17 protein-coding genes are annotated in these 24,976 nt (G+C 40.6%); 12 read left to right on the plus strand and 5 right to left on the minus strand.

Annotated features, from left to right (window positions below):
* Window positions 1–82: 82 nt before the first annotated feature.
* Complete coding sequence (locus tag H6G83_RS16080; RefSeq protein WP_190474039.1) at window positions 83–919, minus strand: FAD-binding domain-containing protein; 837 nt, start codon at window positions 917–919, stop codon at window positions 83–85.
* Between the two features lie 212 nt (window positions 920–1,131).
* On the opposite strand from H6G83_RS16080, the gene H6G83_RS16085 reads away from it, so the two are divergent.
* Window positions 1,132–3,039 (plus strand): lipoxygenase family protein, encoded by a 1,908-nt coding sequence (locus H6G83_RS16085; RefSeq protein ID WP_313936286.1) that lies wholly within the window; start codon window positions 1,132–1,134, stop codon window positions 3,037–3,039.
* A 396-nt stretch (window positions 3,040–3,435) separates the two neighbouring features.
* Here H6G83_RS16085 and H6G83_RS16090 read toward each other — a convergent pair whose 3' ends face one another.
* Together H6G83_RS16090 and ileS are read right to left on the minus strand one after the other, a co-directional pair.
* Window positions 3,436–4,041 (minus strand): Uma2 family endonuclease, encoded by a 606-nt coding sequence (locus H6G83_RS16090; protein WP_190474040.1) that lies wholly within the window; start codon window positions 4,039–4,041, stop codon window positions 3,436–3,438.
* A 221-nt stretch (window positions 4,042–4,262) separates the two neighbouring features.
* The gene (ileS, locus tag H6G83_RS16095) at window positions 4,263–7,145 is read right to left on the minus strand and encodes an isoleucine--tRNA ligase (protein WP_190474042.1); all 2,883 of its coding nucleotides are present in this window, start codon (window positions 7,143–7,145) and stop codon (window positions 4,263–4,265) included.
* A 139-nt stretch (window positions 7,146–7,284) separates the two neighbouring features.
* On the opposite strand from ileS, the gene H6G83_RS16100 reads away from it, so the two are divergent.
* Complete coding sequence (locus H6G83_RS16100) at window positions 7,285–8,412, plus strand: three-Cys-motif partner protein TcmP (RefSeq protein ID WP_190474044.1); 1,128 nt, start codon at window positions 7,285–7,287, stop codon at window positions 8,410–8,412.
* On the opposite strand, the gene H6G83_RS16105 is transcribed toward H6G83_RS16100, so the two are convergent.
* The gene (locus H6G83_RS16105) at window positions 8,402–9,178 is read right to left on the minus strand and encodes a DUF5131 family protein (protein ID WP_190474046.1); all 777 of its coding nucleotides are present in this window, start codon (window positions 9,176–9,178) and stop codon (window positions 8,402–8,404) included. The genes H6G83_RS16100 and H6G83_RS16105 overlap by 11 nt on opposite strands.
* 249 nt (window positions 9,179–9,427) lie before the next feature.
* On the opposite strand from H6G83_RS16105, the gene H6G83_RS16110 reads away from it, so the two are divergent.
* The 10 genes from H6G83_RS16110 (at window position 9,428) to H6G83_RS16155 (ending at window position 24,214) form a co-directional block, all read left to right on the plus strand.
* A complete protein-coding gene (locus H6G83_RS16110) occupies window positions 9,428–9,697 on the plus strand; it encodes a DUF4926 domain-containing protein (protein WP_190474047.1) in 270 nt (89 codons plus the stop codon).
* Window positions 9,698–9,758: 61 nt separating this feature from the next.
* Window positions 9,759–10,106 (plus strand): hypothetical protein, encoded by a 348-nt coding sequence (locus H6G83_RS16115; RefSeq protein ID WP_190474049.1) that lies wholly within the window; start codon window positions 9,759–9,761, stop codon window positions 10,104–10,106.
* Between the two features lie 626 nt (window positions 10,107–10,732).
* Complete coding sequence (locus H6G83_RS16120; protein WP_190474106.1) at window positions 10,733–11,944, plus strand: response regulator; 1,212 nt, start codon at window positions 10,733–10,735, stop codon at window positions 11,942–11,944.
* A gap of 272 nt (window positions 11,945–12,216) precedes the next feature.
* Window positions 12,217–12,579: a response regulator transcription factor gene (locus H6G83_RS16125; protein ID WP_190474050.1), complete on the plus strand. Its 363-nt coding sequence runs from the start codon at window positions 12,217–12,219 to the stop codon at window positions 12,577–12,579.
* Between the two features lie 39 nt (window positions 12,580–12,618).
* Window positions 12,619–13,092 carry a chemotaxis protein CheW gene (locus tag H6G83_RS16130; RefSeq protein WP_190474052.1) on the plus strand — a complete coding sequence of 158 codons (474 nt, stop codon included), beginning with the start codon at window positions 12,619–12,621 and terminating at the stop codon, window positions 13,090–13,092.
* A gap of 310 nt (window positions 13,093–13,402) precedes the next feature.
* The gene (locus H6G83_RS16135; RefSeq protein ID WP_190474059.1) at window positions 13,403–16,708 is read left to right on the plus strand and encodes a GAF domain-containing protein; all 3,306 of its coding nucleotides are present in this window, start codon (window positions 13,403–13,405) and stop codon (window positions 16,706–16,708) included.
* 185 nt (window positions 16,709–16,893) lie between these two features.
* Complete coding sequence (locus H6G83_RS16140) at window positions 16,894–20,409, plus strand: hybrid sensor histidine kinase/response regulator (protein ID WP_190474061.1); 3,516 nt, start codon at window positions 16,894–16,896, stop codon at window positions 20,407–20,409.
* 600 nt (window positions 20,410–21,009) lie between these two features.
* On the plus strand, window positions 21,010–23,388 hold the full coding sequence (locus H6G83_RS16145; RefSeq protein ID WP_190474063.1) for a SpoIIE family protein phosphatase: 2,379 nt from the start codon (window positions 21,010–21,012) through the stop codon (window positions 23,386–23,388).
* Between the two features lie 204 nt (window positions 23,389–23,592).
* Window positions 23,593–23,880 carry a type II toxin-antitoxin system Phd/YefM family antitoxin gene (locus H6G83_RS16150; protein WP_190474065.1) on the plus strand — a complete coding sequence of 96 codons (288 nt, stop codon included), beginning with the start codon at window positions 23,593–23,595 and terminating at the stop codon, window positions 23,878–23,880.
* A complete protein-coding gene (locus H6G83_RS16155) occupies window positions 23,864–24,214 on the plus strand; it encodes a type II toxin-antitoxin system RelE/ParE family toxin (RefSeq protein ID WP_190474066.1) in 351 nt (116 codons plus the stop codon). The genes H6G83_RS16150 and H6G83_RS16155 overlap by 17 nt, the downstream gene beginning before the upstream one ends.
* A 160-nt stretch (window positions 24,215–24,374) precedes the next feature.
* Here H6G83_RS16155 and H6G83_RS16160 read toward each other — a convergent pair whose 3' ends face one another.
* Window positions 24,375–24,935: a hypothetical protein gene (locus tag H6G83_RS16160; protein ID WP_190474068.1), complete on the minus strand. Its 561-nt coding sequence runs from the start codon at window positions 24,933–24,935 to the stop codon at window positions 24,375–24,377.
* Between the last annotated feature and the right edge of the window lie 41 nt (window positions 24,936–24,976).

Raw genomic sequence — 24,976 nt, forward strand, 5'->3', positions numbered from 1 at the left:
GATGAGGGAGTGCGGACAGTGAACAGTGAACAGTGGACAGTGGAAATAACCTGATAACTGATAACTGATAACTGATAACTGACTACTTCTTCTTCCCCCGTTGCCAACTTTGACTGTTGGGTTGTCTGGTAAATTCTCCTTTGGGAAAAAGTCGCTGTTCTAATTCTTCATAACTGCCTTCAAAATCGCAATGACCGTAAAGGGGGCATTTTTGACAGTACAAGCTTTTGGTGTAGCGTTCTAGGTTCTCGCGGTTGAAAAAATATGGTTTGTGACTAAAGGTGCTAGCTACCCATTGCCAAGACATATTATTACTGGCAGGATCGCCATCTAAAAGGTGTTCTAGAAACCATTTGGCTCCGGCTTGCCAACGGATGCGTCGCCAATGGACAATATAGGCAGCTAGCCACATTCTCATGTGGTTGTGTAAGTAGCCAGTTTCCTGTAATTGCTGGCTGAAGCTGTCGATGCAAACTAATCCGGTGTTACCTTGTTTAATGTCTGCTGGTAATTCTGGTTTATATTCTGCGGGAGTGTTACCTGTTTTATATTCTTCTTGGTCTTGCCAGATACCATTGCCTAGCTTGACATATAATCTCTGCCAATAATCTCGCCAGCCTAATTCATTGATGAGTTTTGTGGCTTCATCAGGGTGTTTGACGTTATCAAGTACATAATCTCGGATTTCTCGCAGGCTCAAAACTCCGTAACGGATGTACGGTGAAAGGCGTGTGACTTCGCCTGTTAAAAAGTTGCGTGTTTTGGCGTAAGCTGCGGGGTTAACTTTTTTTAAAGCTTGCTGGGCGGCTTTCCTACCACCCTTAGTATCACTGATATGATCGCTTCTGTCTGCGGCTTGAGGAAATTGTTCACGCAGGTAAGATATTAACTCGTCTCGATTAGCAAATTTACGTAACATAAGCCAGTTAAATAAACATTAGATACAGCTGACAATATATATAGCTAACGAGTTAAATAGCTAATACTAATTAAACGTTAGTTACAAGTGATCAACATTCAAGACTGGTAATGGGTAATAGGTCATGAGTTATTCTCAACACATTACCAATCTCAAAACTATATCTATTTTCCCGCTTATATCTCAACTCTTGCAAACAGGAATGAACAATTGTGTCTCAAATCATTAAAACTGAACAACAAGGTCACTACCGCTATAATCCTATCGGGTTAAATCACAAAGGCCCGGCGCGGATATTTCCTTATACGGGAGAAGATGGGGCGCTGCTGTATGTTGTGACAAAATTGCGGGAAGATGCGTTAAAGCAGGGAAAGTTGTCTGAACCTTGGAGTTTGCTACTCAAGCAGTTTGAGCAGGCGATCGCATCTTTTGATCAAACTTGGTTAGACTTGTCTACACTCTTGGCAGATTGGGAAATTTTTCAATCGGGATGGTTTAATCTCTATCTTCCGCCGAATGAGCAATTCAATTCTAGTTATATGCGAGAACGGCGGGAAATGGAACAACGCCTAGCAAGCGCTAAGAAAGCAGCGCAAACAAAAACATGGATGGAAAAGCAAAGAGCGGTATTTTATCAATCTCTGGAAACAAGCGCTAAAGCGAAGAAGAATCAATATCCTTATATTCCCACTCGTCCAGTAGCTAGTGTAATTCATGAGCGGGATGGGGGTTTAAGCGATCGCGAATTTAGTCGGCAAAGATTAGCTGGGCTTAATCCAATGGTACTCCGGCGAGTCCAGCCCCAGGAGCAAGCTAGGGTACAAGCTTGGGCGAGTCACTCTAGCAGCGTAGATTTAATTCAATCAGCCGCCGAAAATCGCTTATTTATTGCTGAATACCCTTTATTAAAAGATTTAAAAGTTACAGATTTACAACCCGGTAAGTATGTAGGTAATTCCGTTGCATTATTTCATCGGGCTGAAGGTGGGTTAGAACCGCTACTTATAGAATTAGAAAAAGGTAGTGTAGTTACGCCTGCGTTTGGTGGGGGAGGCGCAGATGACTGGACAAGGGCGAAACTCTATGTGCAGTCGGCGGATGCCACCCATTATCAGTTATTTTCTCACCTGAGCTATACTCATTTAGCGATGGAAGTTTTTGCGATCGCCACTCCCAGACAGTTACCCAGCAATCATCCTTTCTATCAATTACTCAATCCCCATCTGCAATTTTTGCTGGCAACTAATCAACGTTATAATCAAATTTTCCTGCAAGCAGGCTCGGCTATAAGTTCGCTGATGGCTCCTGTCAGGGAGGTATGCTTGGAGTTGATGAGTAAAGCCTATCGAGAAAAGGTTTTTTGGGATTACGCTTTACCTAATGATATTGAACACCGAGGGATTGAAAAGAAATTTCTCTCTGAGTATCCTTATCGAGATGATGCTTTGCTGTTGTGGGATGCGATCGCCAATTATGCCAAAAATTACTTACAACGCTACTATCTAGATGATAAGGCTGTCTTGAAAGACGCATATCTGCAAGCTTGGGCAGATGAACTTAGCACACCTTTAAATACTCGTCCTAAATCAGAGTTTCCCCAATTACCAGCTTGGTGTCCAACCGAATGGGCGATCGCATTTGGACTACAACCCCAAGAATTACCCCCCAACCCCCGCGTTCCTGGTTTTACGAAAATCACCAGCCTGCAACAACTTATAGATATTGCCACTATCATCATTTTCACCTGCGGCCCCCAACACGCAGCCGTTAATTTTAGTCAGTTTGATTATTTGGGTTACGTAGCCAATGCACCTTTCGCACTGTATAGCCATCCTGATACACCAGCCAGTTTACCGGAATTGCTCCCACCAGCCGAAAAAGAACTCAAACAAATGGAGTTAACTTTTGACTTGACTGGGATTAGTTGGGGAAAACTGGGTAGTTCGGAGTTAATTCGGTATGCGAGTAGAGGCGATCGCCAGATTCTCTCACAATTCCAAAACGAATTAGCAGAGATTGAAAGCAAAATCAAACTCCGCAATCACAAACGCTTGGTAACTACTGGTGTTGATTATCCTTATCTGCTACCCTCCCGCATTCCCAACAGTATTAATATTTGATGAGTCTTGGCTGGAGGTAAATTGACAAGCGATCGTAGGCATTAAATCAGTTATCATATCATATCCGCTTAAATACTTATCATATCTTGGGGGTTGGTAATTGGTAATTGGTAATTGGTAATTGGTAATGGTAACAAACAATTACCGATTGCCTATTACCCATTACCGACTAAACCAACCATATCGTAAGTAATTAGCCGGACTTGATATCAGTTATCAGTTATCAGTCCTGACGGAGTATTGTGGGCGATTTAGACAAGCTAAAATACGCCTTTTACCAATTGGTGTGGTGTTTCACCAACGTATTTATGATATTATACAATAGGAGGCTATTTATTTGCAGGTATTAAAATTATAGAAACAGGCTTGCTCAAGTTTCTTGATAATATTATCCGCTCACCAAATTTGACTTAAATCTAAAACAAATCCAGGCAATAAATCTCCACCGCTTAATGTAGAGGGATTATCTAATTCTTCCACAGCTTGATTAGGACGATAAATAAATACTTTACGTTGTTTTCTGTCTAGTAACCAACCTAATTCTGTACCATTCGCCATATATTCTTCCATCTTTTCTTGTAATGTTTTCAAGCTATCAGTCTCCGATCGCAGTTCCACTACAAACTCAGGACAAATAGGCGCAAACCTCTTTCTTTGTTCTCCGGGTATGGCTTCCCATCTGGATTTTCTGATCCAGGCTGCATCAGGAGAACGCACTGCACCGTTAGGTAAGGTAAAACCACCGCTAGAACCAAAACCTACACCTGTACCATCTTGCTTTGTCCATGTCCATAATTGACCAGTTAAATTAAAATTGCGCTCATCTGTTTCTGCGCCTGTCGGGGGCATAATTAATAATTCTCCCAGGTGATTACGTTCAATGCGAAAATCACGGTTTTCTTGACAGAAATCAAAAAATTGCTCGTCACTAATGATTATATTTGGCTGCATTTTCAGCACCATTCCTAAGATGTCTGTGGCTACAGGTGATTGGGTGTTCATAATCTTGGGAAATGTCAATTCCTATATCAGTTATCAGTTATCAGTTATCAGTTATCAGTTATCAGTTATCAGTTATCAGTTATCAGTTAAATAAGAGGGTTTAAGTCACCCACTACTTAGTGGTAGGTGTTGTGACTTTTTTGAATCCCCCAGCATATCCCTGATAACTGTTCACTGTTTACTGTTTACTGATAACTGTTTACTGATAACTGATAACTGTTTTAAAACTCCCCAGCTAAGGCGGGAACGCAGCGTTCACAAAGTAGGGGATGTTCTGCTGATTCTCCTACATGGGTGGAGTAGTTCCAACAGCGATCGCATTTTTCCCCCTCTGCATTCACTACCCCAATTTCCCAACTATCAGACTGTAAGCTGTATTTCACATCTTCCAGTTTGTCAGGAGAATCTAACAATTCAACTTGCGATGTCAGGAATAGATAACGCAGTTCATCGACACCGTTACCAACTTCAGGGTTTAAGGTTGCAATGGCGTTGCGAGAGTTAGCATCTTTGACATAAATCAAAGCTTTCGCCTCTAGGGAAGAACCAATCATTTTTTCTACCCTAGCCTGTTCTAACACCTTGTTAACATCAGTACGTAACTGACGCAGTTGTTGCCAAAACTCCGCCAACTCTGGATTATGCCATTTCTCCTCTACCTTGACCCAACCAGCTTCAAACACTGATTTATACGGGGTTTTGTAGGGGAGATATTGCCAGATATCCTCGGCGGTGTGGCAGAGTACGGGTGCGATCGCTCGTGCTAAATTCTCTAAAGCAATGTGGATCACCGTTTGACAACTGCGGCGACGGAAAGAATCTACTGCACTGATATATAATCTATCCTTAGCTACATCTAAGTAGAAGTTGGATAAATCTACTACACAAAAATTCTGCACAGTTTGAAAGAAGCGGAAGAATTGGAAACTCTCAAAAGCCTCCGTCACCTCCTCAAACACCTCACGGATGCGGTGCAGCATATACTTATCTAACTGCGGTAATTTCTCAAAGGGAACGGTATCTTTTTCTGGGTCGAAATCATGCAAACTACCCAGCAAGAACCGCGCCGTATTGCGAATCTTACCCCTGACATCGTTGAGTTGCTTAATGATATTGCCACCCAAACGCACATCCGCAGTGTAATCTACAGAAGAAGCCCATAAGCGCAACACATCTGCACCGTAAGCGGGTTCTTTCTTCTGGTCTTTCCCACCGGAAATCATGATTTGTGGGTCAACCACATTACCCAGAGACTTACTCATCTTCCGCCCTTGTTCATCCAAAACAAAGCCGTGAGTCAACACAGTTTTGTAAGGTGCGATATCATTCACCGCTACACTGGTAAGCAAACTTGACTGGAACCAACCGCGATGTTGGTCGGAACCTTCCAAATACATATCAGCCGGGTAGCGTAACTCTGGACGCTGCTTAACTACAGCCGCCCAAGAAGAACCAGAATCAAACCATACATCCATCGTGTCTGTACCTCTGCGGTAAGACCGACCATTATTTCTGTAAGATTCTGGTAATAATTCCTCTACCGACAATTCCCACCAAGCATCAGAACCCTTTTCAGCGATGATGGCTTGTACATGGTTGATAGTTTCCTCATTCAGCAGAGGTTCGCCGGTTTCCTCATCGTAGAATACCGGAATTGGCACACCCCAAGCACGCTGACGGGAGATACACCAATCAGAACGTTCTGCAACCATCGGCGTGATACGATTTTCACCTTGGGCTGGTATCCATTTTACAGTAGCGATCGCCTTCAGCGCCTCCTCCCGAAAACCCTCCACCGAAGCAAACCACTGTTCAGTCGCCCGGAAAATCGTCGGCTTCTTCGTCCGCCAGTCGTAAGGATACTTATGTGCGTAAGCCTCCTCCTTCAACAGCGAACCCGCAGCCAAGAGCGCATCAATGACCGCCTGATTTCCCTCACCCAACACATTCAACCCAGCAAACTCTCCCGCCTCCAGGGTAAAATCGCCACTATCATCCACAGGTGCAAGGATAGGCAACTTATAACGCAGCCCCACAATGTAGTCCTCTTGACCATGACCAGGGGCAGTATGTACCAATCCAGTCCCCGACTCAGTTGTGATATAATCACCACCCACAACCACCGGACTTTCCCGGTCATATAAAGGGTGACGGTAAGTAGTATGTTCCAACTCCTTACCCTTAAAAGTCGCCTTCACCGTCAACTCTGCCGAGATAGTAGCCGCCAAACGCTCCACCAAATCAGCCGCCACAATAAGGTATTTGAAACTACTTTGCGTTTCCGCATCTTTGCGTGAAACTTCCACCACAGCGTAGTTAAGATCCCCATTCACCGCCACCGCCAAATTCCCCGGAATTGTCCAAGGCGTAGTAGTCCAGATAGCCACACCCAAATCAGGCAAATATTCACCCAACACAGGTTTCACCGCCTCAGCCAACCCAGTCACTCTAAAAGCCGCATAGATACTGCGAGAAGTGTGACCTTCTGGATATTCCAATTCCGCCTCAGCCAAAGCCGTCCGCGAACTCGGACTCCAGTGTACAGGCTTCAACCCACGATAAATATATCCTTTTAACACCATCTGCCCAAACACGCCAATCTGCGCCGCCTCATATTCCGGCTTCAGCGTCAGATATGGGTGATCCCAGTCGCCCCAAACACCATATCTTTTAAAACTTTGGCGTTGGTCATCAACAGTAGCCAAAGCAAAATCTCTAGCCTTCTGGCGTAATTGCAGAGGTGTGAGATTTTGCCGTTCTGCTGACTTGAGATTTTGCAAAACCTTCAATTCAATTGGTAAGCCGTGACAGTCCCAACCAGGCACATAACGCACCTTACGACCTTTCAGCAGTTGGTAACGATTAATAATATCTTTGAGAATTTTATTTAAGGCATGACCAACATGAAGAGAGCCGTTTGCGTAGGGAGGCCCATCGTGCAGTATAAATAATTCACCTGGATTATTTTGCGACAGGCGTTCAAAAATTTTATTGTCTGCCCAGAACTTCTGAATTTCGGGTTCCCGCTTGATGGCGTTCGCCCGCATATCAAAATTCGTCTTGGGTAGATTTACAGTATCTTTGTAGCTTCCAGTTTCTGTCACAGTTTCATGCCTAAGATTATGTATGCAGGTTCTATCAATTATAGAAGATGGGATGAAGCCTAAAGCTAGGGGGCTTCATTTCTCGACATTCAGTAATCTACCATTTACTATATTGGTAATATACATCTATTAGCTACGTATGAGCAACTCTTCTTTTTTTGATGAACAAAAAGAGCAGTCCTTAGTTAAAGCGAGAATTGTGGAAAAATATTTTTGGGCTTGGGCAAAGGTAATTATACCAACAGCTAAAAAGGCAGGAAATAAAATCGCCTATATAGACCTATTTGCAGGCCCTGGAAGATACAAAGATGGTTCACGATCAACCCCTATCAAAGTTTTAGAAACAGCAATTGCTGACCCAGATATGCAATGTATGCTCAAAACATTATTTAATGATGCTAATTCTGAACATACTAATTCTTTACAACAAGCTATAGATACAATTCCCGGAATTGAAAAGTTAAAGTATAAGCCTGACGTAATGAATTTTGAAGTAGGGGAAAAAATTGTTAATGCTTTTGCTCAACTCAACTTAGTCCCAACATTATTTTTTGTAGACCCCTGGGGATATAAGGGATTATCACTACAACTTATCAACTCAGTTGTCAAAAACTGGGGCTGTGATTGTATTTTCTTTTTCAATTATAATCGCATTAATATGGGTCTAGGTAATGCAGCAGTTGAAGAACATATAGATGCGTTATTTGGAAAAACAAGAGCAGACAAATTACGAGAAAAGCTGTACCCACTTAAAGCACAAGCAAGAGAGTTAACCATAATAGAAGCGCTTTGCGAATCTCTGCAAGAAATGGGTGGTAAGTATGTATTACCTTTTCGCTTTAAACATGAAAACGGAAACCGGACTAGCCATCACCTGATTTTTGTCAGTAAGAACTTCAAAGGCTATGAGATTATGAAGGAGATAATGGCAAAAGAAAGTTCCGAGCAAAATCAAGGTGTACCATCTTTTGAATATAGTCCAGCGACTAATATGCAGCCCTTGCTGTTTGAATTTTACCGTCCTCTTGATGAATTAGAAGGAATGCTACTAGATACATTTGCAGGTCAAACAATAACCATGCAAGAGATTTATATGCAGCATAATGTTGGTAGAAGTTATATTAGTAAGAATTATAAGGCTGCTCTTAATAGTCTGGAAGCTAAGGGAAAAATTAAAGCCGAACCACCAGCTAATAAAAGACAAAAACGCAAAGGTGAAATTACATTTGCAGATTCAGTTAAAGTGACCTTTCCACCTAAGCCGTAAGTTCTAAATTTCCTCCTCTAAATGAGCGTTGTTGTGTAAAATTACTACACTTATTTTGATGCTCCTGCCAAGCCGGAGGCATTTCATCCCAGATTTGTCCATTTAATAATCTACCTCCAGCTTTAGAAGTTCTACCACCAATCTGCTTAAAGAAAAATGCTACTCCTGCTTGTTGGCATTGGTGGCGAATTTCTTCCGCCCATTCCATCTTCATGGGACGATGTTTTTGTCCAGACTCTCCACCAACAATTACCCAATCAATATTTGTTAAATCAAGATTTAATGAACCTAACAGTGGTTCACATGAAAGAAAACGCACCTTGGCAGGAACTTGACGAAGATAATCAACACGATGGATATAATTTTGATTTTCAACAGACACACCCATCCAAATATTTTCATAAAATTCTAGATTAGGTGCTAACTCAATCAGTCTTTCAGGTCTTTTTGTTAATATTTGATATATGTGCCAAGGCGTAGCCTGAATCACTTTAAATACATTCTGAATAAAATCAAGAGGCACTTCTTCGTGAAACAGATCACTCATTGAGTTTACAAATATTCTACTGGGACTACGCCATTTTAAAGGTTCTGTTAACCTTTCTGGATGTAAAGTTAGCTTAAAGCCATCCTTGAAATTATTAGGAAAACGTTTAGTAATGGCTTCTGCATAGCAATTTAAACAACCCGGACTAACTTTATTACAACCAGTTGTAGGATTCCAAGTTTTATCCGTCCACTCAATACCTGTATGAGTACTAGACATAATTTTTTGACCTCAATGATTATTGAGTTTGCTAATTTATAATATTTAATTCATCTGTACTATTATACAATAAGATTACTGACAAATCTACCATTGTAACCATTTTTAGAATTATTGGACATTATTCGGTTTCTTGTTTTAGTTAGGTAAATCAATGTTGAGTTTAGTAGCGAACTATTTTTAATTACTCTAGGCAAACAATAAAATCGTAGTTCTAACTGAACAATACTTATAAGTAGAAAACATAAAATGAGTATAAATACACCAAAGTTTCTAGATATAGTAGCACTCACGATTGACTTAGCAGAGTATAATTTATTGCGTGGTCAAGTGGGGACAATCGTAGAAATATTAGCTGATGGTGCTGCATTTGAAGTAGAGTTTAGCGATACCTGCGGCGGGCTACGCCTACGCAATGGACAAACCTATGAATCTGTTGGTTTACGTCCAGAGCAAATTATGGTGTTACATTTTGAGCCAGCATCGCCTAGTTCAGTACCAGAAATGGTTACAGCATAGGTACATTTAGAAAGACTGACAAAAATAAAAATTATATTGATACAACTTTAATAGTCAATTTATGGTGCAATCTCAACCGGATATTATCACAACAGAAGAGTTGCGATCGCCTACTGGACTGGCAAGGCTAAACTTGTGCATTAGCCAACAATCTCACATCTTAATAACAATTCAAAAAATCTTGGCAACACATCCCTTATCTGTAGTAGCGCATATCTGTACGCTACTGCATATATGCGTTTACACCGTTCGCGTAACGTTTCCGTTTAGGAGAAGTTCTGATGCCTTCGGCGGGCTGCGCCAACGGCGGAAGCCGCCGCTCAGACTTCTCTGTGCGTTTATCTGCGTTCAATTTGAGTCAATCATCAAGTTCTCACAGCTTACTATTATGTGCTTGATATTTGCTTGACGTAATGAGAACTTACGCAAGTGTCATCATCAAACTAACTGTAGAGTGCGTCAGCCCCAACAATGTCGTACAAATCCAAGGATTTTCCACATCTGACGCACCCTACTCCAAGAGCCAGTTGCGTGAGTCCTGTTAATACCAATGAGATCCAGTTGATAGACAAACAAGCAAAAAAAATGAAAAAATTATTAACATTAATTTTTGTTGCAAAAATGAGTTTGATACAAAACTAGCTTAGTCAATCAAACTGCTGAACGATAACATCTTTTTCTTGATTGAAAATCAGGAATTATACGGATATAAAATGAATAAAAAGTATCTAAAATAATATACTATTAATGAATTAATATTTATTTCGGGGTGTGGAAGAATAGCAAGAGTAACTAATTGAAAATTGAAATATTTTTGGTGAAAGAAAAAACTGTGAAATTTATTTTGAAAAATTCATATCTTTTTCTACCTTTAAATACCATAATTATTTAATTTCAAGTTAGTGAAACTATAAAACAAACGATTATTATTGACCAGTAAATCTGGCAAAAATAAACGGCTTACTAGTTTGGGTTTTGAAAAGGTTAATAGCCTGTTTTTAGATGACAAATATGAAGTACAAACTACCGGAACCGATGGTATCAGATAACGTACTTAACGAATTTAAGACCTGTACCCAACTCCAGTACAACGGCCAGTTGAATATTAAAAGTCCCAAAGGGCATCAATGGACATTTTATTATCGGCTAGGTAGAATAGTTTGGGCTGCAGGCGGAACTCATCCTTTTCGACGCTGGCGGAGGTTGATGGCTCAACATTGCCCACAAATTGATGTTGAAAAAATGCAGCTACGCAAGCAAGATATCTCCATTAGTTACTGGGATTATCGTCTGCTGGAAATTCTGTATAAAAGACAGAAAATTCAACGAGAGCAGGTTCATGCGATCGTCGATAATACCATAGCTGAACTGTTGTTTGACCTAGCCCAGCAAAGTAATTTCATCTCTGTAAGTGGCGATGCCTCCGGCGCTACACTTGTTGTAGAACGCAATGAACAAGTCGTTCTCGAAACACCCATGAGTTTCACGAGTGCAGACCTATCGATGAAACAGATGCTAGAATCTTGGCAAATGTGGTCAGCAGCAGGCTTGGCAAATATTTCTCCCGACTTTGCACCGATAATTCGCCGACCAGAACAACTCCAGCAACAGGTAAGCCCATCTGTTTACAAGAACTTTGTGACTTTGATTAATGGTAAATCGACACTGCGCGATTTATCTGCCAAAATGAAGCAGAATGTTTTACCAGTTTCCCGTTCCTTGCTTCCCTACGTCCTCAAAGGAATCATTGAATTAGTGGAACTACCTGATTTGCCTATAAATATTCTAGACAGTCCTGCTACCCCTACCCCTGCACAACCTAAAAAATCTAAGGTTCCTGTCATAGCTTGCGTAGATGATAGCCCTCAAGTCTGTAAAATGTTGGAGGATATTGTCACAGCCAACGGGATGAAGTTTATCAAGATTCAGGATGCCATACAAGCTCTACCAATTCTCATTCAAGAGAAGCCAGACCTGATCTTCTTAGACTTAATTATGCCAGTCGCTAGTGGTTATGAAATCTGCACACAGTTGCGGCGAATTTCTCATTTTGCTAACACCCCAGTAGTGATACTCACAGGGAATGATGGTCTTTTAGATCGAGTCCGTGCTAAGGTAGTCGGTTCTACTGACTTTCTCACTAAACCTGTAGCACCAGATAGGGTGATGAGTATAATTCGTAAGTATTTACCCATGCAAGCTTCACCCGTAGCCAAACCTGGAACACATTTAGAAATGTGCCATTGAAAGGTGTCCCTGTTAATGACCCAATCAAAAATTTGATTGGTGCAAGCAAGATACTCTCCAAGGTTAATTATCGTTAAATCTGGTACACAATTATTTGCATGGAATATGTAAATTTCAGTCCCCAAATCTGAATGATACGTATTTTTTCTGATCCAGATTTAAGCGCAAAGGATCAAAATATAACAGAATGTCAGCCTGTGTTTATCAGGCTTAAATACATACTTTGATTTCGCTAGATAAGTTAAGAAGGATTTGAGAGAGAGGGAAATTCTATGAGTACCGCGTTAGTTATAGAAGATGGTTTGACAGATCGCGAAGTTTTGAGTCGTTATCTCCAACAGGCTGGCTATTCTGTGATTAGTGCTACCAGCAGTGAAGAAGCGCAAATAAAATTAGATAGCACTCAGCCAGATTTAATCTTTCTTGATGTAATTTTACCAGGTAAAAGTGGTTTTGAAATTTGTCGAGAACTGAAAAATAATCCTAAGACTAGTAATATTCCTGTTGTCTTCTGTTCAACAAAAAACAGCGATGTAGACAAAACCTGGGGAAATATGCTAGGTGCTGAAGCTTATCTTTCTAAGCCAATTAATCAGGAAGAGTTAAAATTAACGCTCAAAAAGCTCTCTAGGTAATGTCAAGAATAAATATTCAATAAATTAAAGGGTAAAAATTTGGAAAGTCAACAGAAATTTTTAAGCTTTAATTTGGGAGTCAAAGATACAGCAGTAATTTCTCTACATAATATTACAGAAGTTTTGCCTGTATCTTTGGTGGATATATGTGGTGTTCCCCAAATGCCAAGTTGCGTTTTAGGCGCGTATAATTGGCGCGGTGAAATGTTGTGGTTAGTCGATTTAGAAGAGATGTTAGGCTATCCATCATTATCACAAAACGCCAATTTTCTCGCCAAAATGATGGCAATTGTGCTAGAAGATGAGGGTAAATATTTAGGAATTCTCGTCCGACAAATGCTGGATATAGAGTTACTAGATCATCATCAAATGAAAGCACCATCTGCTGAGTTATTCTCATCATCAATTTCTCCTTTTCTCCAAGGATACTTTCTTCACAGCGATGAGCGGATGATGTTCAACTTGGATGCTAGCGCTATTATCCACTCTCCCATATGGAATACTCATAATTAATCTTAGCTAGATATAGCAGGAGACAGGGCTGAAACTCTCTTGTTATATCGCTTTGTTATTAAAGTGTGTACCTTATTTACTTGCAATCTGCTGTAATTTGGCATTTTGGGGTTGAAGTTAATTAATCCCCAGTTTAAATTTCTGGCTAGCAGTGATAGTTGCTTATAAGTTATTTATCTGTAGCAGCTGACAGGAAACAGTTTTCATACTTAGTTGATGTCCTCATCTATCTGACAACTGCTATAAATATAAATTTACCATTGATTGGCAACTTTTCAACAATTAATTTAAAAATTTTGAGGTTAAGCGAATGACTATTGCGTACCATAATAGTAATGAAAATGAATGGGTCGGTACTGGTGTTGTTTCTGGGGAAAATCAAAATTTAGTTAATAATTACCCAAAACTAGGTACAGAAAATAGTGCGATCGCACAAGAGGTAAAACTTTGGCGACAACAACTGCAAGACATCATCACCCAGATGCGTCAAGTTTCAGATTGGGATGCACTGGTAAAAGTGACGGCGGCTAAAGTTAGGGAGAAAATATCTAGCGATCGCGTGTTAATTTATCAGTTCAATTCCTCAGAATCTGGACTTGTTGTCGCTGAATCTAGAAGCTTTGGTTGGACACCAACATTAGGGGAAATCATCCCAGGAATTACCTTTGGCTTACAAAGTAATAAGGATTATGTAGAGCCGATAGTAATAGATGATGTTACGCAAATTCAATTAACTCCTTATCAAAAACAACTCTTAGAAAAGTTTCAAATCAAAGCTAGTTTGGCTTTACCAATAGTTGTAGAAGGTAAAGTTTGGGGTTTACTAGTAGTGAATAGCTGTGTCAGTCCCAGACAATGGCAAGAAACAGAAATTACTCTCCTGACGCAAATCAGTACAGAATTAACCTACAGATTGCAGAGTTTTGAATTTCAACATCAAATACGCCTGCAAACTCTCGCTAAACAATCTGTTTCTAAAGTTATTGATAAAATATTACGTATCACCAACATCGAGAAAGTTTTTCAAACTACTACTCAAGAAATCCGCCAATTATTAAAGTGCGATCGCGTAGCTGTTTATCGCTTTCATCCCGACTGGAGTGGTCAATTTATCGCAGAATCGGTTGGTAATGGTTGGGTAAAACTAGTCACTCCCGATCACAAAACCGTTTGGGAAGATACCCACTTACAAGAAACCAAAGGAGGACGTTACGCCCAAGGGGAAAGTTTTGCTGTCAACGATATCTACAAAGCAGGACATTTGCCCTGTCATGTGGAAATTTTAGAACAGTTTGAAGTCAAAGCTTTCATGATAGCTCCCGTATGTGCTGGCGAACAATTATGGGGTTTATTAGCAGCTTATCAAAACTCTAGTTCTCGTGATTGGCAAGAGTGGGAAATTAGCTTTTTGACTCAAGTAGCTTTGCAATTTGGTGTCGCAATTTCCCATGCAGAATATTTGGAACAATTACGCCTGCAATCAGAACAACTAGTCCAAATTGCTGAACAAGAAAAAATCTTCACCAGGATAGTTAACCGTATTCGCCAAGCCACAGATGTAGACAGTATTTTTAGAACTACAACTCAAGAAGTCCGCCAAGCATTAAGATGCGATCGCGTTGCAGTTTATCGCTTTAAACCAGATTGGGGTGGCGAATTTGTGGCTGAGTCAGTCGCGCAGGGTTGGACAAAATTAGTAGGGCCAGATATTAAAACAGTTCTGGATGACACCTACCTGCAAGAAACCAAAGGTGGTCGTTATGTCAGAGGTGAAAACTTTGTTGTCAATGATATCTATAAAATAGGTTTAGCATCCTGCCACATTGAGATATTAGAGCAGTTTGAAGCCAAAGCTTATATCATTGTGCCTATCTTTTTTGGAGAACAATTATGGGGCTTATTGGCAGCATATCAAAACTCCGGTTCCCGTGAATGGCAACCTTGGGAAGTCAACTTTTTAAATCAAATTGCTTCACAATTTAGCCTAGCTAAAGCACAGTTAGATTATATAGAACAGGTGCGAGTCAAATCTGAGAAAATTGCTCAGATTGCCGAACAGGAAAAAGCCTTCACTAAACTAGTCAACCGCATCCGCCAAGCTGTGGATTTGGATGAGATTTTCAAAATCACCACCCTAGAAGTACGGCAATTATTAAGGAGCGATCGCGTAGCTGTTTATCGGTTTAATCCTGATTGGACGGGTCAATTCATCGCTGAATCTGCGGGTGGAAATTGGGTCAAACTTGTAGGACCAGATATCAAAACTGTGTGGGAAGATACCCACCTGCAAGAAACTCAAGGCGGTAGATATGCTAAAGGAGAAAACTTTGTTGTTAACGATATCTACAAAGCAGGTCATGCTCCCTGCCATATAGAAATTTTGGAACAGTTTGAAGTCAAAGCTTATATAATTGTGCCTATTTTCTTTGGCGACCAATTGTGGGGATTACTCGCAGCTTATCAAAATTCTCGCCCGCGTGAATGGGAAGAATCGCAAGTCACCCTCTTAGCAAGAATTGGCGACCAATTGGGATTAGCATTACAACAAACTGAATATCTCCAGAAACTACAAGCACAGTCAGCACAACTAGCCGAAGCCGCAGAACGGGAAAAAGCAGCCAAGGAGTTACTGCAACAGCGTTCCATTCAACTGTTATTAGCTGTGCGCCCAGCCCTAAATGGTGATTTGACAGTCCGCGCCCCCGTCACCGAAGACGAACTAGGCACAATTGCTGACGCTTACAATAACACCCTGCAAGCCCTGCGGCAACTTGTCGTACAAATGCAAGCCGCCTCCCAACAAGTGGTGCAAACCTCGATGGAGAGTAACAATTCTCTGGCTGGGTTGAATAACTTAGCCAAACAACAATCAGACGAAATCAATGTAGCTTTGGGTGAAATTCAACGGATGCTAGACTCTACCCAAGCCGTAGTATCTAGCGCCGAATTGGTACAGGTAGCAGTGCAACAAGCCAACCAAACCGTTGAATCTGGGGATGCGGCGATGAACTTAACAGTGCAAGCCATCCAAGCAATTCGGGAAACCGTGGCGCAAACCAGCAAAAAGATTAAGCGCCTGAGTGAATCTTCCCAAAAAATCTCCAAAGTGGTGAACTTGATTAGTAGCTTCGCCACCCAAACCAACGTCCTAGCTTTGAACGCAGCCATTGAAGCAACTCGTGCTGGTGAATACGGTAAAGGCTTCGCAGTTGTCGCCGATGAAGTCCGTTCTTTGTCTCGCCAGTCAGCCGCAGCTACTATCGAAATCGAGAAATTAGTCCAAGAGATTCAGGAGGAAACTGGAGAAGTTGCAGTAGCTATGGAAACCGGGATTCAGCAGGTAGTCGAAGGAACGAATTTTGTCAGCGAAACCAGACAAAACTTAAATGCGATCGTTTCTGCAACTGCGGAAATTAGTCAACTAATTCAAAAGATTACTGATGCTACGCAAAAACAAATGGGGCAATCTGTATTAGTGACTAATTCAATGAAAGATGTGGCAGAAATTGCCAATAAAACTTTTGCTGAATCACAAGATATTGCTACTGTCTTCCAAGATTTATCGGGAATGGCGCAAGATTTGTTAACAGCTGCTAGTAAGTTCAAGGTGAATTAATTATCAGGGGCTGGGGCGTGTTTTCGCGCGTCTTATGATCCCTCTTTGTTTAAGGCAGATTGAGAGGGAAATTAAAATTAAAAGTAGGGTGGGCATTGCCCACCAAAGCTATGATAATGTGGGCAGTGCATCGGCCTACAAATAGCTTTCCCAGTCCCCATTACCCAGTAACCAACCCCAAAATTATGATTACCGACCCAGAAATTCGTGAACAAGGCTATGCTTATTTTTTAGCAGAAGCCCCAGAGTTAATTCAAACTATTGAGCAAGAATTATTTAGTCTCGTAGAAGGTCACAGCACGGCTAAAGTGCATAACTTAATGCGGGCAACTCATACAATTAAAGGTGGCGCTGCTACTGTTGGGCTAACAACAATTCAGACGATCGCCCATTCTCTGGAAGATGTCTTTAAGGCTTTGTATAACCCCAATATAGTTATTGATGATGAGTTACAAACACTTTTGTTTGCAGTTTATGAGTGTTTGCATCTGGCATTAACGGCGGAGTTGAATGGCAATATTATTAATGAAGATGAAATATTACAAAGGGCTTCTGATATTTTTGCTAAATTGCAAACGAAATTAGGCGATGATTTTGGTAATGATGCTCATATACCTACCTCGGAGGAGTTAGGTTTTGATATTGTTAAATCTATTTTTGAGGTAGGTGTTAAAGAACGCTTAGAAAGTATTCAAACTGCTATTAGTAATCTAGAAGATGATACAGAATTAATAACTTTTTTAAGTTCGGAAATTGAAGTATTTATTGGCTTGGCAGAGTCTTTAAATTTACCTGGTTTTGGAGAAATTGCCCAAACAACTTTAGCGGCGTTGCAAGCTAATCCTAGTCAAGCAAAGCAAATTGCTGAGATTGCCTATGCTGATTTTATGCAGGCACATCAAGATGTGTTAGCAGGCGATCGCACTCAAGGCGGTAAGCCTTCTACTGCTTTAAAGCAACTAGTAGCCACTACAAAGCCATCTGCAGCTGCTAACTCACAATTTTTAGCTAATCTAGCAGAATTTTACCAATTTTTAACTACATCTAGCAATAATAAAGACGATTGTATTCAACCAACAACTGCCAAATTGTATTTAAAGGTCATTCATTATATTTTCGGCTGGTTTAACCACGAAGTAGCAGTACCAGAATCAGCATTAAATTGGGATTTACTGATTACCAATTATGAGTTTACCAGTTCATCCGAATATATTGAAACTTGGGTACATAACTTTTTAGAATTTGTGCGTGATGAAGGAGATAGCCAAAGTATTCGCCTTTATCGTCAAGGGATTGTTTTAATTATTCTCCTAGCAGTTGTAAAATTTCAATATTCAATCACTAAAGCAAATAATTATGTCTTAATTATCCGGTATCTACATACTAAAATTAGTTTAGTAGCTAAACAATATAAGCAACATCCGCCCGTTACTGCTCAAGAAAAAAATTGGACTGACAACCCTAAATTACAAAAACTGCTGGTGTTTCAAGCGGTTAAAACTTCCACATCTCATCCAAATGATAGTTTGTTAGAGGCAATCTGGGGCGGAGAAGTGCAAGCGGTTGAAACTCAAACTGCACAACAAATAGAATTTAATGAAGTTGTCGAACCTACAACAGCTTTAGCCGTAAGTCAGCCATCAACTACAGATATTACCGAAACTTCTATTGATGCAGTGAATGAACAAATAGTTAAAAATTCGCAAATCAAGAAAAATCAGAAAGTTTCATCTGTACGTGTAGATGTTGAAGGATTAGAACGGATTAATTATTTAGCAAGTGAACTACTAATCCATCAGAACCGACACAGTCTCAATAATGAACAAATTCAAGATATTACCCTACAGTTATTACAGCGACTCAACAAACACCAAGAAACATTAAATCAACTCCGTGATTTACCAATACATAGGCAAGTAACAACGCAACAGAAACAAAGTTTTGCTTCCGTGGATTTTGATCCATTAGAAATGGATGCTTATACAGAATTTCATGTGACATTACACGAAGCAATAGAAGAGGTATCACAATTACAAGAAGCAACAGAATCTATTGATTTACTTCTCAAACAAGCTACTCAAATTAGTAATCGAAAACAAACTTTAGCTTTCAACCTCATAGATAACCTAGTGGAAGCGAGGATGTTACCTTTAGCTAGCATTCTCAGCCGCTTCCCGCAGATGGTGAAAAATCTCAATGGCGTTTACCACAAACAGGTAGAGTTGAAATTTAGCGGTACTGATGTACTAATAGATAAGGCGATCGCAGAAAAGCTTTATGACCCCCTATTACACTTAGTACGTAATGCTTTTGATCACGGTATTGAAACCCCGCAAGTTCGCCGACAACTAGGTAAACCAGAACAAGGTGTCATTGAAATCTGTGCATATCATCAAAGTAGTCAAACAATTATCGAAGTTCGAGATGATGGACAAGGCTTAAAGTTAGATCGCATACGTCAAAAAGCGATGGAACTGAATTTAATTACAGCCAGCAATGAATCTCAAGGCTATTTATCACCAAAGAGTGATTCTGAACTGTTAGAGTTCATGTTTGCACCCGGTTTTAGCACCGCCCAAAAAGTCAGTGAACTTTCTGGGCGGGGGATGGGATTAGATATTGTCCGTTCTCAACTGCAAGCACTTAATGGCTCAATTTCTGTACAAACATTGCCGAATCAAGGCACAAAATTTATTCTCAAAATACCCTTTTCTATGACTACAGATCAATTAATGTTAGTGCAAGCTGGAGGTGTGATTTATGCTCTACTATTGGATAGCATCGAAAAAATAGTCATTCCCTCAGCACAACAAATTAAAGAATTTGAAGGTAAACGAGTCCTACATTGGGATACTGGTAATGAAGATACTATGGTTAGTCTGCATCAACTTTCAGAGTTGATGTGTTATAATGGTAGTCTATTTAATAATTTAAATGTCAGTAATTTACTACCTGAGCATCATACAGAAACAATGAATCATCCTGTATTATTGCTGAGGCGTAATCAAGGTATTTTTGCATTACAAGTTGACCAAATTATCGGTGAACAAGAATTAGTAATTAGACCTTTAGGAAATGCGATCGCTCCTCCCAAATACGTGTATGGTTGTAGTAGCCTAGCTAATGGCAACCTCATGTTAGTTATTGATGGAGCTTTACTGTTAGAGTCGGTAGAGATGGAAGCAACACTTGATATTGCTACACTACCAAAACCTGATTCTGTCAATCAACAAGCCTTAGTTGCATCAGAACCTACCAGCCCATCACTACCTTTATTATCTGCCGCCGCTCCTCAAAATAATCAAGTAGTTTTAGTTGTGGATGATGCCATTAGTTTGCGGCAAACCCTATCCTTGACTTTGCAAAAAGCCGGTTATCAGGTAATTCAAGCACAAAATGGAGCCGAAGCTTTAGAACAGTTACAACGCCACACAGAAATTCAACTCGTTGTTTCTGATTTAGAAATGCCACGGATGAATGGGTTTGAGTTCCTCAGCCATATTCAACAAAACCCCAAATACATCAAAATTCCCGTAATCATTCTCACCTCTCGTAGTGCAGACAAGCATCGCCAACTCGCCCAAGAATTAGGTGCAAAAGCTTACCTATCTAAACCTTATTTAGAGCATGAGTTGATTGCTACTGTGGGAAATTTAATTAATTCAGCAAAAGAAGATTTAAATCGGTTACTGACAGTTTGAGGAACTGGGGAAAGTTCTCTACCTTTCCTACGGGGCGTTGCTGAATCAGAGTATGAAATATTAAATTAACTCTTATTTTTCTTTGTAACCTTGCGCCTTTGCGCCTTTGCGTGAGGTAAATTCATACTTTCAATCAGCAACGCCCCCTACGGGACGCTACGCGAACGCGATAGACGCTGCGCGTAGCTTGCTTCCCCGGAGTGGTACATGAGCTTCAGCTGTAGGGTGCGTCAGACCCAATAATTTCGTACAGATTTAAGGATTTTCCACATCTGACGCACCCTACCCCATGTGCCAGTTGCGTAAGTCCTGTTGAAGAACACAATTTGCCGTAATCCTTTTAGAGTCTGCTTTTCAAGGAACGGGCGTTGTTGGTAGGTTAAGAGTGCAGTACAAGCGATCGCGATCATCAAACCAAAAGCTTCGGCTCAAACCCTGATTCTCTGGTCAACTTACAAAAGTTTTCGGTATACTGACTTTCAGAACTTTTCCCAAGATGTTGGTAAAAAATGTGCGATCGTCACCAGGCTTTGCATAGGTATCGTATATTGGCACGTATTATTTATATGATTACATCACATTGATCATGCCCAAATAAAAGTGATATCACTTAAGAAAGCTAACATCTACAGCCGTCAATTCCGTCTCCGTACTACTCTTTTGACGACTTTTGTCCTCCAAATTATTGTCGCAGTTGGACTAGTTGGCTATCTTTCCTTTAGAAATGGGCAAAAAGCTGTCAATGAGCTTGCCAATCAGTTGATTCAAGAAGTTGCTAATCGTACTACTGGACACCTGAATACTTATTTGCAAACTCCTCAACTGGTGAACAGTCTCAATGTGGATGCGGTACGGCTGGGTGAAGTAGATTTGCAAAATTTATCTGCTGTAGAAAAACACTTATTTGTTCAACTCCAACGATTTAACTCAATTAGCAGTATCCAAGTTGGCAGTGTTGGTAATGATTTTCGCCAAGTAATTCGCCAGCGCCAATATTCGTTATTCAAGTCAGTCTCAGGTCAGCCACAAACCATTGAAGAATACCAGTTAAATTCCCAAGGCCAACCAATGCGATTGTTACGTACTTATTCTCAGCAAACTCCTGTTCGGAATCGGCTTTGGTATCAGTCGGCTGTCTTTGCAGGGAAATCTGTTTGGAGTCCAATTTCCCCACTCAACAAAAATAGTGATTTATCGCTGACACTTAGCACCCCAGTTTACGATCGCCAGGGTGAGAAACTCGCAGTTTTTTCTTCATCGGTCTTTCTTTCATCCATCAATGACTTCCTGAGTGGACTGGATCTCAAAAAGTCGGGCAAGATTTTGATCATCGAACGGAATGGTTGGATTGTAGCAGCCTCTCATCAAACCTTAACAGGTGAGCTGAGACCATTTCAACCATTTAATATAGTCAGCAGTTCTGACCCAGAAATTCGCGCAGCAGCTAGGTTTTTACTGGATAGCTTTGGTGATTTCAGCCGGATATCTCAAACACACCAATTGTCTTTTGTTGACAATGGTGGTGAACGGCAATTTATCCATGTTATGCCATTAAAAGACGAAAATGGTTTGGACTGGCTAATAGTTGTGATGGTTGCTGAATCTGACTTTATGGCAGAGATTCATGCCAATACTCAGATGACACTTATATTGTGTTTTGCTGCCTTAATTGCCGCCCTCTGTGTTAGTGTATTCATCACCCACTGGATTCTTCAACCGGTTCAGCGAGTTTCTCTGGCTTCCGAACAGATTGCTAAAGGTGACTTAGACCAGCAGGTTCCCCCCAGTATCATTGCTGAGATTGACCAGTTAGCCACTTCTTTTAATAGTATGGCGAAACAACTCAAACAGTTCATTGCAGCCCTAAAACAGAGTGAAACCCGCAACCGTGCTTTTGTGGATGCAATTCCTGATTTAATTTTGCGAATCAGCCAAGATGGAACTTACTTAGATATTGTGGAAGCTAAAGGTGTTAATTTAGTAACGACCAGTGAAAACTATATCAGTAGGAATATTGAAGAAATTCTGCCTAATGAACTGGCAAAAAAATACATTTATTATATTCATCAAGCAATTCAAACAGGTGAAACTCAGGAATTTGAATATCAACTGACAATAGAAGACCGTACTGGTGAATATGAGGCACGAGTAGTCAAAAGTGCGGAGCAAGAAGCAATTTTAATTGTCCGGGATATTACGGAGCGCAAACATACGGAGAAACTCAAGCAAGACAATCTCCGTATGAGCGCTGAACTAGATGTTGCTCGCCAGATCCAACGAATGATTCTCCCCAAATTAGCAGAACTGCAAATTGCGGGTTTGGAGATTGATGCTTTTATGGAACCTGCTCATGAAGTGGGGGGTGACTATTATGATGTACTTAATCACAATGGGAAGGTGAAAATTGGTATTGGTGATGTAGCTGGACACGGATTAGAAAGCGGTGTGTTGATGATTATGTTACAAACTGCTATTCGCACTTTAGTTGTAAATAATGAGACAAATTATCGTCGCTTCTTGAGTACCATCAATCAAGTAATTTACCAAAATATCCAGCGCATGAACTCGAACAAAAGTATATCTCTAGCATTGCTGGAATACCAAGGCGGCTGCATTAAGTTAAGCGGACAACATGAGGAAATGCTGGTGGTACGTGCTAATGGAGAAGTTGAGCGACTGGATACAATTGATTTAGGTTTCTTGTTAGGAATGATATCAGATATTTCTGATTTGATTGGTCATAGGGAAGTGCAGTTGCAACCAGGGGATGGAGTGGTACTTTACACCGATGGCATTACGGAAGCAGAAAACCAGGCTCAGGAATATTATGGTTTGGAGCGGTTGTGTGAGGTAGTCAGCCAAAACTGGCAATATTCAGCGAATGAAATTAGACAAGCGATTATTGAAGATGTGCGATCGCATATCGGCGAACACATTGTTTATGATGATATCACCTTGCTGGTGTTGAAGCAGAAATAATCAATATAATCATCCAGAGCCGGATACAACAAGCGATCGCCCCTGACCCCACAAACAGGCGATGTCTACGACGGGTTACGCCTACGCCCTTTCAAATTCCCTCAAGCGATCGCTCATATACGGTGGGCGGAAGGCCAGCGCACAATAGACAAAACAATTGCCAAGTGTTAACATGAAATTATTTAATAATTTAATGAAAATATTATGTTCAGTTTAAGCGACATCTATCCTCTCTCAGAGTTCCAAAGGGGTGCGAAAGCTTTCCTGGCAAAACTCAAAGAAACCAAAGCACCAATAGTTCTGACTGTTAATGGTAAAGCTACTGCCGTTGTTCAAGATGCTGAAGGCTACCAAGAACTTCTCGATAGGGTTGAGTTACTGGAGTCTATTGTCGGTATCCGCAAAAGTATTGCAGAATTTGAGCAGGGGAAAGGGATACCTCTAAAGCAAGCATTTGCAGAACTTCGGGAAAAATATGGCTTACCAGATTGAAATATCTCCTACTGCGGTAGCTGATATAGAAAGTATTTTTCTTTGGATCAAGGAGGATTCACCGGAAAACGCTTATCGCTGGGTAAGAGGATGTTATGAAATTATGTTAACGCTGGAAAACTTCCCCAGGCGTTGTGCTTTGGCTATCGAAAGTGAATATATGGGAATAGAGGTACGCCAACTTCTCTATAAAAAGCAATTCAATATTTTATTTACTGTTAGTGAAGCAGTGGATGAAGAGCAAGGAATTGTGCGTATTCATCGTGTGCGTCGTTGTTCTCAACAAACACTTCAAAGTATAGATCAACTCTTAGGTGATGAACCAGAAACTTAAGCTGCGATCGCTCTTTTCCCATAAAAAGGCGATCGCACTCAAGCTGAGGGTAAGTTAGGGACAGCCTAACCCACAGAATTTAATAATAGGAGTGGTGTGTTACATTTCATTAACGCATCCTACAAGCTCAGGCGATCGCACTGGAAGTCTCTTAGCTTGTTTACCAATTACATTTAGTTGCTGTTTCTATGCCTGACATCTGAGTCGTACTGAGTAGCTCGAACACATCTTTTTTGTCCGCTGGTGTCTCCCATCGTTCTTTCAAGCCTGTATACCGTTTGTTGAAGTAAATATTTTGACGACATTGAAATGCAACCTCATCGAAAGCATTTCCAGGGTCCCAAGCTCGTTTTTTCAGACCTACTACTAAATTTCCTTGTACCCATCCAAATAATCCATTCATCGTCTCTACCGCTGGTGGCTTTTTCTCTAAATATGCTTTTATTAATTCTTGAATATTTTTATACTCTCCCAAATTTACATTTTTTATGTTCTCATAGCTCAGCAAAAAGTCTGTTAGTGATAGCTGAGTGGTATAAGTCTGAGTTCCATACTTTACTAGCTCATCCAAAGGAATAATGTGGTGTCGGGTTTGAGCAGATGAAATGGGATAGGGTTGGTTAGGATTCCATGGATAGGAGGGACGAGCAGCGCTAGCATTTTCCGGAAATTGGAATATTCCTATTAGGATAACTAAAGTGAGGATGAGTAGTTTTTTCATTTTTCGTTGAAAACACTCCTAAGAGAATTGATTTCTTTGTT

This window comes from Anabaena azotica FACHB-119 (genome assembly GCF_014697625.1).
In the GTDB taxonomy this organism is placed as follows: domain Bacteria; phylum Cyanobacteriota; class Cyanobacteriia; order Cyanobacteriales; family Nostocaceae; genus Trichormus; species Trichormus azoticus_A.